Below are 14,899 nucleotides of genomic sequence, written 5' to 3' on the forward strand. Positions count from 1 at the left end.
CCTTACTTCAGGCCTTGTTCTTCTGGATGTAGCTCATGGCGTCGCCGACGGTCTTGATGTTGGCCAGCTCGTCGTCGGGGATGGCGACGCCGAACTTGTCCTCGACCGCGGTGGCGATCTCGACCATCGACAGCGAGTCGACGTCGAGGTCCTCGGTGAACGACTTCTCCGGGGTGGCGTCGGCGGGCGCCACGCCCGCGACCTCCTCAAGGATCTCGGCCAGTCCGGTCTGGATGTCCTCGCTCACGCGCGGTCCTCTCTCTCGGGTGGGGCGGGGGACTCCCGCCGTCGGGCCCCTGTGGCCCGGGGTTTGTGATGCCGGTCAGGGCAGGACGACGACCTGGCCGGCGAAGGTGAGACCGGCGCCGTACCCCAGGAGCAGGGCGATGTCACCGCTCTTGGCCTCACCGGACTCCAGCAGCGCCGACAGCGCCAGTGGGACCGAGGCCGAGGAGGTGTTGCCCGACCGCACGATGTCGCGGGCGATGACGGTGCGCTCGGGCAGTCTGAGGCGCTTGGCCATCAGCTCGACGATGCGCAGGTTGGCCTGGTGGGGGGCGAAGACGTCGATGTCCTCGGGGCCGACGCCGGCGCGCTCCATGGCCGTCAGCAGCGTGGCGGTGAGCCGGGTGGTGGCCCAGCGGTACACGGCCTGGCCGGCCATGCTCATCGCCTTCTCGCCCTCCGGGATGGCGATGGCGCTGGACTGGTCGCCGTCGCTGCCCCAGACGACCGGCCCGACGCCGGGACTGTCCGAGGGCCCCAGGACGGCGGCGCCCGCGCCGTCGGCGAAGATCACCGCGGTCGTGCGGTCGGTGAGGTCGGTGTAGTCGGTCAGCCGCTCGCCGCCGATGACCAGGGCGTTGCGCGCCGAGCCGCTGCGGATGGCGTCGGCAGCGGCGCTGAGCGCGTAGCACCAGCCGGCGCAGCCGGCGTTGAGGTCGAAGGCCCCGGGGCGCTGGGCGCCGAGCCGGTGCGCGACCTCGGGCGCCAGGCCGGGGATGGGCCGCGGGAGGCTGGCCGAGGCGAGCAGCACCAGGTCGACCTCGGAGGCGTCCAGGCCGCTGGCGGCCAGCGCCTTGCCGCCGGCGGCAGCGCTCATCTCCAGCAGCGTCTCGTCGGGCTCGGCCCAGCGGCGCTCGGCGATCCCGACCCGGGCCTGGATCCACTCGTCGTTGGTGTCCATGGTCTGGGCGAGCTCGTCGTTGGTGACCCGGCGGCGCGGCCGGTAGCTGCCGAAGCCGAGGATGCGCGCGCCGGCCGCCCCGGCCGTCAGCTGGAGCCCGCTCATGCCTGCACCTCCGGGTAGAGCCGCGCGATCGGGTCGCCGGCGTCGACGAGGTCGCCCTCCTGGACCAGCCACTCGGCGAGGACGCCGTCGTAGCCCGCGGACACGTCGGCCTCCGCGCGGCGGCTGCGGACGCGGCCCAGCGGGGTGCCGGCCGGGAGGCGGGTGCCCTCGGCGACGGCCGCGGGGCTGACCGTGCCGCGCACGGGGGAGACGACGACCCGCCAGTCGGGCAGGTGGTCGGCCTCGGGGCGGCCGCGCTCGGCCTCGATGAGGGCTCGGGCGCGGTCGAGGTCGGCGGGGCTGCTCACCGCCAGGACCTCGATGTCGCTGTCCTTCCACTCGCGCTTGGCCAGCCCGGCCAGCGCGCCGGCGGGGGGCAGCTCGATGACCGCGGTGACGCCGAGGTCGCGCATGGTCGCCAGGCACGCGTCGAACCGGACCGGGCTGGTGACCTGGCTGACCAGTCGGGACAGCACCTCCCGGCCGCTGGTCGCCGCGGCGCCGTCGGCGTTGGACAGCAGCAGCCGGCTGGGCTCGGCCGGGCGCAGGCCGTCGACGAGCCCCTCGAGCTCGGCCCGGGCGGGCGCCATGTACCGGGTGTGGAAGGCGCCGGCCACCGGCAGCGGCACCACCCGGGTCCTGGCCGGCGGGTCGGCCCGGAGCGCTGCGAGGCCCTCGAGCGGCCCGGCCACGACGACCTGGCCGCCGCCGTTCATGTTGGCCGGCGCCAGCCCGTGCGCCTCCAGCGCCGCGGTCAGCTCGTCGGGGTCGCCCCCGAGGACGGCGGACATCCCCGTGGGGGTCAGGGCGCAGGCGCGGGCCATCGCCCGGCCGCGGACGGCGGTCAGCGCGATCGCCGCCTCGACGCTGAGCACCCCGGCCAGGGCGGCCGCGGTGAGCTCCCCGACGCTGTGCCCGGTGATGACGACGTCCCGGCCGGTCTGCGGCGTGTGCGCCACCGGGCCGGGCAGGCCGCCCAGCTCGCGGGCGACGAAGAGGCTCATCGCGACGACCAGCGGCTGGGTGACCGCGGTGTCCTTGATCGCCTCGGCGTCGCCGGTGGTGCCCAGCGCCAGCAGGTCGGCGTCGGCGATGGCACCCGCCCAGCGGAAGAAGGACTCTGCCCCGGGGAGCTCGAGCCAATCGCTCAGCATCCCGGGCTTCTGCGCACCCTGTCCAGGGGCGAGGACGGCCAGCACCTCCTCACCGTGTCAGAGAACGGGAGGTGACGCGGTGGCGAACGACACGAAAGACCACCGCTGGTCTTTGGAGGGTTCCCACAACAGCACCGGCGTTGCGGGGGGCGTTGCGCGGGTCGTCGTGGTGGGAACTGCACTGTGCGGGGTCGGGGTGGCCTCCGGGCAGGCCCCGCCGTGGCCCCGTGCAGAAGCTCGCCGCGAGGCCCCGTCCCGGGTCCCGCCGGCCTTCCTGCAGGGTCCCGCCGCGAGCTTGCGAGCGGTGGGGGCAGGGAGGTCCTTTACGAAGGGTGGGGAGGGCGGGGTCCTTCCGCGGTGGGGAGGCCGGGGTCCTCTCTCAGTGCCAGAGCGAGCGGTCCTGGTCGAGGGCGGCGAGGGCGAGGGCGACCCGCACGGTCCAGCTCCCGCGCGGGTCGGAGGTCGCCACCCCGGTGATCTCGGTGGCCCGCCGCAGCCGGTACCGGACGGTGTTGGGGTGCACGAACAACGCGCGGGCGCTGGCCTCCAGGTTGCCCCCGCTGGCCAGAACCGCCCGCACCGTCTCGAGCACCTCGCCGCCGGCGGCCTGCAGCGGCACGGCGATCCGCTCCTGCAGGGTCGCGCGGGCGGTCGGGTCGCCGTCCAGGGCGCGTTCGGGCAGCAGCGCGTCGGCCGCCACGGGGCGGGGTGCGCCCGGCCAGGCGCGCACCGCCCGCAGCCCGGCGAGCGCGGCGGCGGCCGAGTCGCCGGCCCGGCCGAGGCCGTCGACCACGGGTCCCATGACCACCGAGCCGGGGCCGAACTCGTCGCTGACCCGCTCGGCTGCCGACTGCAGGTCCGGCGACCCGCCCAGCACGACCACCAGCTGGTCGGCGTGCACACCGACGAGCACCTCGCTGCGCACCTGCCGCGCGGCCCGACGGCAGGCGGCGTGCACGTCGCCGTCCGGCGGCGCCGCGCCGACCAGCACCGTCACCGGGCTCATCGCCGCCCAGCCGAGCGCCGAGGCCCGGCCGGAGAGCTCCTCGGGGCTCTCGCCGCGCACCAGGGCGTCGACCAGCAGGGCCTCCAGACGGGCGTCCCACGCGCCGCGGCTCTCGGCGAAGCTCGCGTAGACGTGGGCGGTGGCGAAGGCGACCTCGCGGCTGTACTGCAGCACCGCCAACCGCAGCACATCGGCGTCCCCGGGCTCGGCGACCGTGCCGACGAAGTCGTCCATCACCTCGACGGTCACCCGCACCAGGTCGACGGTGTGCTTGAGCGGCACGACGCGGGCCAGCTCGCGCGGGGCGGCGCCGAAGACCTCGCCGGTCAGCCGCGGCCGGCGATCGGGGCTGCGGCACCACTCGACGAACGAGGCGAGGCCGGCCTGCGCGACCAGCATCACCCAGGAGCGCTGGTCGGCGGGCATGGTGCGGAACCAGGGCAGCTCGTCGTCCATCCGGGCCACGGCACGGGTCGACAGCGAGCCCGACGCGCGCTCCAGCCGCCGCAGCGTGGCGGCGGAGGGCGGACGCCTGCTGACCCGGTCGGACACAGCGGCCAGCGTGGCACGCGGCGCGCCGTCAGGGAGAGTGGGAGGGGTGGCCGAGGAGCGGGGAGGAACGGAGCTGCGGCGGGACCTCCGGCGGACGGGAGTCCGGCGGGCGCTGGCGGCCGCCGGCGCGGGGGTCGCGGTGCTGTTCGCCCTCGGTGCCGGAGTGCTGGCCGGCTGGGCGCCGCAGGTCCGGCTGGACGAGGCGGTCAGCCGCGCGCTCTACGCCGGCGACGACCGTGCCGTGGCCACGGACGTGCTGCTGGAGGTGCTGACCACCCCGGGCGTGACGTGGTTCCGGGTGCTGGTCTCGCTGCCCGTGCTGTTCTGGCTGGGCACGCGGAGGGCGTGGCGGACGGCGGGCTGGGTGGTCGTGGCCAACGTGCTGGTCGGCCCGGTGACCGTGCTGCTCAAGGAGGCGTTCGGCCGGGTGCGCCCGGCGTTCGAGAACGGTGGGGCGAGCTATGACGGCCTGAGCTATCCCAGCGGGCACTCGTCGGGCATCGCCACGCTGGTGACCATCGCGCTCGTGCTGGCCTGGCCGCGGCTGACCGGGCGGCAGCGCCGGCTCGCCCTCGCGGCCGGTCTCGGCCTGGTCGCCCTCGTGGGGCTGACCCGGATGTGGCTGGGCGTGCACTTCCTCTCCGACGTCGTCGGCGGCTGGGCGCTGGGGCTGTCCTGGACACTGCTGGTGGCGGTCGCCTTCGACGCGCTGCCGGGCGGCCGCGGCGGGCTCCCACCCCGGGAGGGATCGTGACCCTGGACTCGAACGTCCTGCTGGAGCCCGGCGATGGCTCGCTGGGCCCGCTGCTCAGGCTGGCCGACGACCGGCTAGCGCCCGGCGCGGGCTACGGGCGGCACCCGCACCGGGCGGTCGACGTCGTCGCCGTGGTGCTGGCCGGCTCGCTGCGGCACGCGTGGGGGAGCGGCGCGGTCCTGGTCGCCGGTGACGTCGCCGTCCTGCGTGCCGGCACCGGCCTGGAGCACGACGAGGTCGCCGGCGACGACGGCACGCACGTCCTGCAGATCTACCTGCGCAGCGCCCGCCCGGACGACGGCCCCTCGCACGAGGTGCACGCGAACGCGGACGGCTGGGTCGACCTCGGCCGGCCCGCCGCCCGGCTCTGGGTCGAGACCGTGGCGGGTGGGACGTCGGCGACCGTGCCGCCCGGGCTGCTCGTGTTGGCCGGCCCAGGGAGCACCCGCGTGGAGCAGCAGGCGGGCGGCCCGGTGTCCGGTCCCGTCACCGCGGTGGTCTGGCAGCTGGACGCCACCCGCCCCGATTGGGCGCTCGAGTAGGGCTCGCGAGCCGTGCCGCCGGGGGTCGGGCTGTAACCGCCGGCGTGCTGGGGAAGAGTGGCGGCATGCCGACCCCCGCCGCGGACCTGCTGGCCGCCGCCCGTGCCGACGCCGACCGCACCGTCGACCTCCGCCGCCGGCTGCACCGCACCCCGGAGATCGGGCTGCACCTCCCGCGCACCCAGGCCACCGTGCTCGAGGAGCTCGCCCCGCTGCCCGTGGAGGTGACGACGGGGACGAGCACCACCTCGGTGGTCGGCGTGCTGCGCGGCGAGCGGCCGGGCCCCACGTACCTGCTGCGCGCCGACCTGGACGCGCTGCCCGTGCACGAGGACACCGGGCTGCCGTTCGCCTCGGAGATCCCGGGCGCGATGCACGCCTGCGGGCACGACCTGCACACCGCGATGCTGCTGGGTGCCACCCGGCTGCTGGCCGAGCGCCGGGACGAGATCACCGGCCAGGTCCTGCTGATGCTGCAGCCGGGCGAGGAGGGCTTCCACGGGGCGCGGTACATGCTCGACGAGGGGCTGCTGGACGCCGTCCCCGAGGCGCCGGTGGCCGGGGCGTTCGCGCTGCACGTGTTCGCCAATCAGCCCAGCGGGGTGGTCAGCGTGCGGCCCGGGCCGATGATGGCCGCCGCGGACCACTGGGAGGTCACCGTGCGCGGCCGGGGCGGCCACGCCTCGATGCCGCACGCGGCCGCCGACCCGGTGCCGGTGGCCGCGGAGATCGTGCTGGCGCTGCAGTCGATGGTCACCCGCCGGGCCCCGGTGTTCGACCCGGCGGTGGTGACGGTGGCCAACCTGGTGGCCGGCTCGACCGACAACGTCATCCCGGACACCGCCTACCTGCAGGGCACCATCCGCACCCTGTCGCCGGAGCGGCGGGCCGACGTCGTCGCCTCGGTGCGCCGGGTGGCCACGCACGTGGCGGCCGCGCACGGCATGGAGGTCAACTTCGTGCACGCGGAGGGCTACCCGGTCACGGTCAACGACCCCGAGGTGGCGGCGCGGGTGCTGGAGGTGGCGGGCGGGCTGGTCGGCCGGGAGCACAGCGTGCTCGCCACCGAGCCGCTCATGGGCGCCGAGGACTTCGCCTACGTGCTGCAGCGGGTGCCCGGCGCGATGGCGTTCCTGGGCGCCGGCCCGCCCGGGGCCGACCCGGCGACCGCCGCCGGCAACCACTCCAACCTGGTCGTCTTCGACGAGGACGTGCTGCCCGCCGGGGCCGCTCTGTACGCCGCGATGGCGCTGGGGGTCCTGGCCGGCTGAGGCTCCGTCCAGGGCACCGCCCCGAGCCCTGACGGCCCCCTTGCAGGGACCCGTCGCGAGCGTGCGAGTGACGGGGGGCAAGGGGGTCCTTCAAGGGGAGGACGAGGTCCTTCACCAGGCCAGGGACGCGACCTCGGCCGCGCAGCCCCAGGAGAGGGTGACGCCGGCGCCGCCGTGGCCGTAGCAGGCGACTACCGGCCGCCCATCGACGTCCAGCCGTTCCAGCCGGACGGTGGGCCGGCCCGGCCGCAGGCCCACCGCCCGCGACAGCACCGGCTGCCCGCGCAGCGCGGGGACCAGCGCGCACGCCCGCCGCAGGATCGCGGCCTCGACCTCCGGGTCGGGCTCCGTGCCGGTGGCGCCCTCCACCGCCGTGCCCCCGCAGACGACGTCCCGGCCGCGGGGGACGACGTAGGTCAGCCCCTCGGGGTGGTGGTCGTCGAGCACCCAGCCGGGGAGGCCCGGGTCGGCCAGCCGCACCACCTGGCCCTGCACGGGCACGCAGGAGTCGTCGCCGAGGAGCTGCCCCGAGGCCAGCCCCGTGGCCACCACCACGACGTCGCCGGGCACGTCGTCGAGCGCGGCGACCCGGCCGGGCACGGTCCGCACCCCGGCCGAGGCGCACGCGGCGGCCAGCCACGGCAGGTACCGTCCGGTGTCCACCACGGGCAGCGTGCAGCGGGTGCCCGCGGGCGCGCCGGGCGGGAGTTCCGCCGCGGTCGCGGGACGCACGTCGGCCACGCCGGGCGTCCACCACAGGTCCGGCTCGGATGTGCGGTGCACGAAGGTGCCCGACCGGAGCCGCACCCCGGTCGCGGGGTCGTCGGCCAGCCCGGTGAGGACGCCGAGCGAGGTGGCGCCCCACCGGAGCACGGCGTCCGCGGGGGCCGCGCGGTAGGGGAACCAGATGGCCGCGGCCACCGCGGAGGTGGTGGCCTCCAGCGGGTCGGCGGTGTGCAGCCGGACCCGGTGCCCGGCGCGGGCGAGCTCGAGCGCGCAGGTCAGCCCCACCACGCCGCCGCCGACGACGGCCACCTCACGGCGGCCGTCGTCGGCGGCGGGCATGGGCAGGGCGCCCGCCCTTACGTGGCCGGGCTCGGGTCGGACCGCTCCTCCTCGGGCGCGGCCTGCACGTCGCGGACCTGGTACTTCTCCACCGCCTGGCGGACGACGTCGCGGTCGACCTCGCCGCGCTGGGCCAGCGAGGCCAGCACCCGGACGACGACCGACTCGGCGTCGACGTGGAAGTGCCGCCGCAGCGCCGGACGGGTGTCGGAGAGGCCGAACCCGTCGGTGCCCAGCGTCGCCATCCCGCCGGGGACGTACGGCGCGATGAGGTCGGGCACCGCGCGCATCCAGTCCGACACCGCTACGACCGGCCCGGGGGCGTCCTGCAGCCGCTGGGTCACGTAGGGGACCTGCGGCTCGTCCTCCGGGTACAGCAGGTTGTGCTCCTCGGCCGCGTCGGCCTGCCGCCGCAGCTCGTTCCACGACGTCACCGACCACACGTCGGCCGACACGCCCCAGTCGTTCGCCAGCAGCTCCTGCGCGCGCAGCGCCCACGGCACCGCGACGCCGGAGGCCAGCACCTGCGCCTTCGGGCCGTCCCCCTGGCCGGGCGCGTAGCGGTACATGCCCGCGAGCAGTCCCTGCAGGTCGAGGTCCTCGGGCTCGGCCGGCTGGTTGTACGGCTCGTTGTAGACGGTCAGGTAGTACATGACGTCGGGCGAGCGGGAGCCGCCCAGCGGCGCGCCCGGGTCGTCGCCGTACATGCGGGCCAGCGCGTCCTTGGTGATGTGCCCGACCTCGTAGGAGAAGGCGGGGTCGTAGGAGACGACGGCCGGGTTGGTGTGCGCGAGCAGCAGCGAGTGGCCGTCCTCGTGCTGGAGGCCCTCGCCGTTGAGCGTCGTCCGGCCGGCGGTGGCGCCGAGGACGAAGCCGCGGGTCATCTGGTCGGCGGCCGCCCAGAAGGAGTCGCCGGTCCGCTGGAACCCGAACATCGAGTAGAAGATGTAGATCGGGACCATGGGCTCGCCGTGCGTGGCGTAGGAGGTGCCGACGGCGGTGAACGACGCCGTGGAGCCCGCCTCGTTGATGCCCTCGTGCAGGATCTGGCCCTGCTCGGACTCCTTGTACGCCAGCATCAGCTCGCGGTCGACCGAGGTGTAGCGCTGGCCGGCCGGGTTGTAGATCTTCTGCGACGGGAAGAGGGAGTCCATCCCGAAGGTGCGGGCCTCGTCCGGGATGATCGGCACGAAGCGCGGGCCGAGCTCGTTGTCCTTGAGCAGCTCCTTGAGCAGGCGGACGAACGCCATCGTGGTGGCGACCTCCTGCTTGCCGGAGCCGCGCCGCAGCACGTCGAGGGCCTTGTCCTCGGGAGCCTTGAGCGTCTTGAACTCCGACCGGCGCCGCGGCACCGCGCCGCCCAGCTGCCGGCGCCGCTCGAGCATGTACTGCATTTCGTCGGAGTCCGGGTCGGGCTTGTAGTACGGCGGCAGGGTCTTGTCGAGCTGCTCGTCGGGGATCGGCAGGTACAGCCGGTCGCGGAAGCCGGCGAGGTCCTCCGCGGTCAGCTTCTTCATCTGGTGGGTGGAGTTGCGGCCCTCGAAGTGGCTGCCGAGCGTCCAGCCCTTGATGGTCTTGGCGAGGATGACCGTGGGCTGCCCCTTGTGCTCCACCGCCGCCTTGAACGCCGCGTAGACCTTGCGGTAGTCGTGCCCGCCGCGGGAGAGGTCCCAGACCTCCTTGTCGCTCATGTTCTCCACGAGCTTGCGGGTGCGCGGGTCCCGGCCGAAGAAGTGCTCGCGGACGAAGGCGCCGTCCTCGGCCTTGTAGGTCTGGTAGTCGCCGTCCGGCGTCTGGTTCATGAGGTTGACCAGCGCGCCGTCGCGGTCGGCGGCCAGCAGCGGGTCCCACTCCCGGCCCCAGATCACCTTGATGACGTTCCACCCGGCGCCGCGGAAGAAGGACTCCAGCTCCTGGATGACCTTGCCGTTGCCGCGCACCGGGCCGTCGAGCCGCTGCAGGTTGCAGTTGATGACGAAGGTGAGGTTGTCCAGCTCCTCGCGGGCGGCGAGGCCGATCACGCCCAGCGACTCGGGCTCGTCCATCTCACCGTCGCCCAGGAAGGCCCACACGTGCTGGTCGGAGGTGTCCTTGATGCCGCGGGAGTGCAGGTAGCGGTTGAACCGCGCCTGGTAGACGGCGTTCATCGGGCCGAGGCCCATCGAGACGGTGGGGAACTCCCAGAACTCCGGCATCAGCCGGGGGTGCGGGTAGCTCGACAGCCCGCCGCCGGGGTGGCTGACCTCCTGGCGGAAACCGTCCATCTGCTGCTCGGTGAGCCGGCCCTCGAGGAAGGCGCGGGCGTAGATGCCGGGGGAGGCGTGGCCCTGGAACCAGATCTGGTCGCCGCCGCCGGGGTGGTCCTTGCCGCGGAAGAAGTGGTTGAAGCCGACCTCGTAGAGGGAGGCCGACGAGGCGTAGGAGGAGATGTGGCCGCCGACGCCGACCCCCGGACGCTGCGCCCGGTGCACCATGATCGCGGCGTTCCAGCGGATGTAGGAGCGGATCCGGCGCTCGACGTGCTCGTCGCCGGGGAACCACGGCTCCCGCTCCGGCGGGATCGTGTTGATGTAGTCGGTGCTGCGCAGGGCGGGCACGCCGACCTGCTGCGCGCGGCTGCGCTCCAGCATGCGCAGCATGAGATAGCGAGCCCGGCCGCGACCGGCGTGGTCGACGACGGCGTCGAGCGACTCCAGCCACTCGGCGGTCTCGTCGGGGTCGGTGTCGACCAGTTGGCTGGGGAGCCCGTCGGTGATGACCGCGCGGGCCCGTCCGGTCTCGTTGCCGGCGTCGCGGGCGGGGTCGCCGCCCGGCTGCTGCGGAGCACTCATGGGCCCATCGTCCCCCGCGGGTGGGGTGCGCGTCACGCCCGACGCTCACCAGGCGGGACGGCGGACGTCGAGGGAAGCTCCTCGACACACTTGCACCTGACCAGGCATGGCCTACGCTTCCGCCTACGCCGGCCGTGGCCTCGGACGACCGAGGCGGACCGGTGCGGGCGGAAAGGGGTGACATGGCCGGGCTGCGGGGGAGACCTCCCGCTGGTCGTGTCCTGCTCGGCTGCCGTTCGTTGCGCCCCCCACACCTGGCCGCGCTCCCCACCCCCACGACCCCCCGCCGGCGCGGGCACGGACGTGCCCCCCGGGCAGCAGCACCGGAACCCATGGAGGAACAGCAGGGATGAGCGTCGACTCGGGCAGCGCCAGCATGGCGGCCCGGCTGGGCATCAAGCCGGGCATGGTCGTGCAGGAGCTCGGCTGGGACGAGGACGCCGACGAGGACCTGCGGGACTCCATCGTCGAGGTCTCCGGCAGTGAGATGGTCGACGAGGACACCGACGAGGTGGCCGACGTCGTGCTCCTGTGGTGGCGCGAGGACGACGGCGACCTCTTCGACGCGTTGACCGACGCGATCACGTCCCTGGCCGACGAGGGCGTCGTGTGGTTGCTGGTGCCCAAGTCCGGGCGCCCGGGTCACGTCGAGCCCGGTGACGTCACCGAGGTCGCCCCCACCGCCGGCCTGTCGCAGACCAGCAGCGTGTCGGCGGCCAAGGACTGGTCGGGCATCCGCCTGGTCACCCCCAAGGCGGCGCGCAGCCGCCGCTGAGAAAGGACCACCCCTCCCCCCACGCCTCGCAAGCTGGGCGCGGGCCCCTGAGGGATGGCCGTTCCAGTGGGTCACCGGGGCCCTGCGAGGGGGCCGTTCCAGCACCTCGGCACGTGGGGCACGATCGGGCGCATGAGCCTCTCCGTCGGGGACGTCGCGCCCGAGTTCAGCCTGCCCGACCAGGACCGCCAGGTCGTGTCGCTGGCCGACCTGCGCGGGACCCCGGTCCTGCTGGTCTTCTACCCCTTCGCCTTCTCCCGGATCTGCACCGGCGAGCTGTGCCAGCTGCGTGACGAGCTGGCGACCTACACCGACGCGGGCGTCCGGGTGCTCGCGCTGAGCACCGACCCGGCCCCCACCCTCAAGGCGTGGCGCGAGCAGGAGGGCTTCGACTTCGCGCTGCTGTCGGACTTCTGGCCGCACGGCGCCATCGCGCAGACCTACGGCGTGTTCAACGACAAGGCCGGCATGGCCGTCCGCGGCACCTTCCTGCTCGACGCCGACGGTCGCGTCGCGTTCACCGAGGTCAACGGTCCCGGCGACGCCCGCGAGCAGTCCGGCTGGAAGGACGCGGTGGCGCAACTGGCCGCTTGAGGCCCGGGACGGCCCCCCTGCAGGGTCCCGCCGCGAGCTGGCGGGGGGCAGGGGGGTCCTTCCCTTACCCTGGGCGCGCGGGGCGCGTAGCTCAGCGGGAGAGCTCTCGCCTTACAAGCGAGCGGTCGCCGGTTCGATCCCGGCCGCGCCCACCCACCCGCGGGGCCCTGGACGCACCCTGCCGGGCCCCGCCACACTCGCGTCGTTCGTCGTGTTGCCCAGCGGGGCGTGCACCGCCGGGGCCGCACGAGGGCACAGTCCTCCGCTGCCCCTCGGGAGGCCCGCGTGGCCGATGCCGTCCTCGGTCTGCCGACCTGGCTCGTGGCCGTCCTGCTCGTGGTGGTCATGCCCGGGCTGGTGCTGCTGCTGCAGTGGGGGATCCGGCGCCGGTGGCCCAGCCTGGCCGAGGGCGACCACAACGAAGTGGTCGGCTTCATCATCGCGGTGGTCGGTGTCATCTACGCCGTCCTCCTGGCGTTCGTCGTGATCGTCGCGTGGGAGAACTCCGCCTCTGCGGAGCGGATCGTCGGCCAGGAGGCGAGCACCCTGCGCGGCCTGTACCGGGAGAGCGCGGCCTTCCCGGATGAGACGCAGGAGGAACTACACGTCCTGGTCCGGCAGTACGCCGACGAGGTCGTCGAACTGGAGTGGCCCGCGATGGCCGAGGGTGTCCCGGGTGATTCCCGGGCGGGTGCCGTCTTCGACGAGATGGCGGAGACGCTCGCGTCGGCCCAGGTCACGACGCCGGCCCAGGAGGAGTTCCTGGGCGCCGAGGCCGAACGGCTCAGCCAGCTGGTGAGCCTGCGCAGTCAGCGCCTCGACTACGCGGATCGGACGATCCCTGGCGTCCTGTGGACGGCGCTGATCGTGGGCGGGATCGTGACCATCGGCTTCGCGCTGCTGTTCGGGCTCCAGCGGGCCGTGCTGCACTCCCTGATGCTGGGCAGCCTGGCCGCGCTCATCGGCGTGCTGTTGTTCGTGGCCGTCGAGATGGACCGCCCGTTCGCGGGCGGCGTCGCCGTCCAGCCCGAGCCCTTCGAGCGGGTGCTGGCGGACTTCAGCCCCTGACAGGGGGCCCGGCGACCGTGCGGTCGCCGGGCCCCCGTCATCGGTGGGCTCAGGCCGCGGTGGCCGCCTCGACCAGCGGCGCGGGGACGTCGGGCCTCGGGAAGGCCGGGCGCAGGAACACCGGCGGCCGGAAGTGCGTCCAGCTGCCCTCGGGCTGGGCGAGCCGGTCGGCGATCGCCCAGAGGGCGGCCGGGTGGTGGCCGATCCCCAGGTGGCTGGCCATCACGGCGATGTTCTCCGACCGCTCGCCGGGGGTCTCCAGGCAGGTCTGCCAGTGCACGATGCCGTCGAAGTGGGAGTAGATCGACGTCGTGGGCACCGGCAGCGGGGTGCAGTCGGGCTCCAGCGGCAGCGAGCGGTACTCGACGTGCAGGTGCGAGTAGCTGTCGAAGACCCGCGACGCCCGGCTCTGGCTGTGCCGGGTGATCCGGAACGGGCTGCCCAGGGTTATCACCTGGCGCACCGAGTCCGGCGTCCGGCGGGCCAGGTCCCGGGCGAAGATGCCGCCGAGGCTCCAGCCGACCAGGGACAGCGGCCGCCCGTAGCGGTCGCTGAGGTCGTCGACCCGGTCGCGCATCCCGGCCACGCAGGCCGCGGTGGGGCCGATGTTGCGGCCCAGGCGCCAGCCGTGGACCCGGTAGCCGAGCCGGCGCAGCGTCGCGCGGAGCACCCGCGTCGAGGTGTCGTCGGCCATCAGGCCGGGCAGCACGAGCACCGGGTGACCGTCGCCCTGCGGCAACCTCGGCATCAGCGGCCGAGCCGCCAGGTACAGGCCGAAGTCGGCCACCGCCCGGCCGGGCTCGCTCCAGTAGAGCGGCAGAGCCGGTGCATCGCCTCGCGTCACGTCGCGCCTCCTCGTCAGCCGGCCGTCGTGGGCGGCTGGCTGCTCGCCGGTACCCACGCGGTGCCGTCCTCGACACACGGACGTCACCTGGACGACACATCGGCAGTCTCGCCCTGAGGTGTGACACACGCGTCACCGCTGCCGACCCGGCGGAGGGAGAACCGGGCGGGCGTGTCACGGTACGGGCATGGACACCGAGACCGACGCCGGGACGCCCGCCGCCCGCAGCTGCACCGTGGACCTCGACGGTCCGGTGCACCACGTCGACTTCGGCGGCCGGGAGGACGGGCCGACCGTCGTCCTGGTGCACGGCCTGGGCGGCTCGCACCTCAACTGGGACCTGTTCGCCCCGCTGCTCACGCCGCACGCCCGGGTGCACGCCCTCGACCTGCCCGGCTTCGGCCGCAGCGAGCCGGGGCAGCGGACGGCGAACGTGCGCGACAACGTGGTGGTCCTCGACCGCTTCATCCGCGAGGTGACCGGCGGGCCGGTGGTGCTGGTCGGCAACTCGATGGGCGGGATGGTGTCGGTGCTGGAGGCGCAGCGCTCACCGGCGAAGGTGAGCGGCCTGGTGCTGGTCGACGCGGCGCTGCCCGGTCCGCGAGGGCGCCCCGATCCCCGGGTCGCGGCGGCCTTCGGGCTGTACGCGCTGCCGGGCGCGGGCGCTCGCTACCTGGCCGGCCGTCGCCGCAGGCTCGGCGCGCGGGGCACGGTCCGCGAGATGCTGGTGCTGTGCGGCGTGGACCCCGACGCCGTCCCACCCGCGCTGATCGACCGCTCGGTGGCGCTGGTCGACGAGCGCCGCGACGTCGCCGGCATGGACCGCGCGTTCCTCACCGCGGCCCGGTCGCTGCTCCTGCTGCTGGCCGACCCGCGGCTGATCCGCCGGGCGATGGCCGGCGTGCAGGTGCCGGTGCTGCTCGTGCAGGGCGACCGGGACCGGCTGGTGCCGGTGTCGGTGGCGCGTGACGTCGCCCGGCGGCACCCGGACTGGCGCTACGTGGAGCTGGCCGGCGCGGGGCACGTGCCGCAGCTGCAGTGCCCGGAGTTGCTGGCCGAGCACGTCCTGGCATGGCTGCCCCGGTGAGGTACTGGAACGGCCCCGGTGCAGGGTCCCGTGCCGAGCTCGCGAGGCGCGGGGGGCACCGGGGT

Annotated in this window: 14 protein-coding genes and 1 tRNA gene; 8 read left to right on the forward strand and 7 right to left on the reverse strand. The window is 74.7% G+C overall.

Annotation, left to right across the window (positions count from 1 at the left end; all coding sequences use genetic code 11):
- Window positions 1-7 precede the first annotated feature (7 nt).
- From BLW63_RS23440 to BLW63_RS23455, 4 genes are all read right to left on the reverse strand, one after another.
- Entirely contained in the window at window positions 8-247 is a 240-nt protein-coding gene (locus BLW63_RS23440; RefSeq protein WP_012949533.1) for an acyl carrier protein, read from the reverse strand.
- Between the two features lie 75 nt (window positions 248-322).
- Window positions 323-1,291 (reverse strand): beta-ketoacyl-ACP synthase III, encoded by a 969-nt coding sequence (locus BLW63_RS23445; RefSeq protein ID WP_091161697.1) that lies wholly within the window; start codon window positions 1,289-1,291, stop codon window positions 323-325.
- Window positions 1,288-2,490, reverse strand: a complete 1,203-nt coding sequence (locus BLW63_RS23450; RefSeq protein ID WP_091161700.1) for an acyltransferase domain-containing protein — start codon at window positions 2,488-2,490, stop codon at window positions 1,288-1,290. Before BLW63_RS23450 ends, BLW63_RS23445 begins: the two co-directional genes overlap by 4 nt.
- 334 nt (window positions 2,491-2,824) lie before the next feature.
- Window positions 2,825-4,003 (reverse strand): PucR family transcriptional regulator, encoded by a 1,179-nt coding sequence (locus BLW63_RS23455; protein ID WP_091161704.1) that lies wholly within the window; start codon window positions 4,001-4,003, stop codon window positions 2,825-2,827.
- Between the two features lie 46 nt (window positions 4,004-4,049).
- Between BLW63_RS23455 and BLW63_RS23460 the strand changes: the two genes are divergently transcribed.
- From BLW63_RS23460 to BLW63_RS23470, 3 genes are all read left to right on the forward strand, one after another.
- Window positions 4,050-4,757: a phosphatase PAP2 family protein gene (locus BLW63_RS23460; RefSeq protein ID WP_244522760.1), complete on the forward strand. Its 708-nt coding sequence runs from the start codon at window positions 4,050-4,052 to the stop codon at window positions 4,755-4,757.
- A complete protein-coding gene (locus tag BLW63_RS23465) occupies window positions 4,754-5,299 on the forward strand; it encodes a pirin family protein (protein WP_091161707.1) in 546 nt (181 codons plus the stop codon). The genes BLW63_RS23460 and BLW63_RS23465 overlap by 4 nt, the downstream gene beginning before the upstream one ends.
- 65 nt (window positions 5,300-5,364) lie before the next feature.
- Window positions 5,365-6,570 (forward strand): M20 metallopeptidase family protein, encoded by a 1,206-nt coding sequence (locus BLW63_RS23470; RefSeq protein WP_091161710.1) that lies wholly within the window; start codon window positions 5,365-5,367, stop codon window positions 6,568-6,570.
- A 111-nt stretch (window positions 6,571-6,681) separates the two neighbouring features.
- Here BLW63_RS23470 and BLW63_RS23475 read toward each other — a convergent pair whose 3' ends face one another.
- Both BLW63_RS23475 and aceE read right to left on the reverse strand, forming a co-directional pair.
- Window positions 6,682-7,635 carry an FAD-dependent oxidoreductase gene (locus BLW63_RS23475; RefSeq protein WP_244522761.1) on the reverse strand — a complete coding sequence of 318 codons (954 nt, stop codon included), beginning with the start codon at window positions 7,633-7,635 and terminating at the stop codon, window positions 6,682-6,684.
- A 17-nt stretch (window positions 7,636-7,652) separates the two neighbouring features.
- Window positions 7,653-10,466, reverse strand: a complete 2,814-nt coding sequence (gene aceE, locus BLW63_RS23480) for a pyruvate dehydrogenase (acetyl-transferring), homodimeric type (RefSeq protein ID WP_091161713.1) — start codon at window positions 10,464-10,466, stop codon at window positions 7,653-7,655.
- Window positions 10,467-10,815: 349 nt separating this feature from the next.
- On the opposite strand from aceE, the gene BLW63_RS23485 reads away from it, so the two are divergent.
- The 4 genes from BLW63_RS23485 (at window position 10,816) to BLW63_RS23500 (ending at window position 12,903) form a co-directional block, all read left to right on the forward strand.
- Window positions 10,816-11,241, forward strand: a complete 426-nt coding sequence (locus BLW63_RS23485) for a DUF3052 domain-containing protein (protein WP_091161715.1) — start codon at window positions 10,816-10,818, stop codon at window positions 11,239-11,241.
- 132 nt (window positions 11,242-11,373) lie between these two features.
- Complete coding sequence (locus tag BLW63_RS23490) at window positions 11,374-11,835, forward strand: peroxiredoxin (protein ID WP_091161717.1); 462 nt, start codon at window positions 11,374-11,376, stop codon at window positions 11,833-11,835.
- An 80-nt stretch (window positions 11,836-11,915) separates the two neighbouring features.
- Window positions 11,916-11,987, forward strand: a tRNA-Val gene (locus tag BLW63_RS23495).
- A gap of 133 nt (window positions 11,988-12,120) precedes the next feature.
- Window positions 12,121-12,903, forward strand: coding sequence for a bestrophin-like domain (locus BLW63_RS23500; RefSeq protein ID WP_091161720.1), 783 nt, complete (start codon window positions 12,121-12,123; stop codon window positions 12,901-12,903).
- Window positions 12,904-12,952: 49 nt separating this feature from the next.
- Here the strand turns inward: BLW63_RS23500 and BLW63_RS23505 are convergent, their stop codons facing one another.
- Entirely contained in the window at window positions 12,953-13,747 is a 795-nt protein-coding gene (locus BLW63_RS23505) for an esterase/lipase family protein (protein ID WP_211517264.1), read from the reverse strand.
- A 187-nt stretch (window positions 13,748-13,934) separates the two neighbouring features.
- Here BLW63_RS23505 and BLW63_RS23510 point away from each other — a divergent pair, with 187 nt between their 5' ends.
- Window positions 13,935-14,834 carry an alpha/beta fold hydrolase gene (locus BLW63_RS23510; RefSeq protein ID WP_091161723.1) on the forward strand — a complete coding sequence of 300 codons (900 nt, stop codon included), beginning with the start codon at window positions 13,935-13,937 and terminating at the stop codon, window positions 14,832-14,834.
- Window positions 14,835-14,899: the final 65 nt, after the last annotated feature.

It is taken from the genome of Geodermatophilus africanus, from assembly GCF_900107105.1.
In the GTDB taxonomy this organism is placed as follows: domain Bacteria; phylum Actinomycetota; class Actinomycetes; order Mycobacteriales; family Geodermatophilaceae; genus Geodermatophilus; species Geodermatophilus africanus.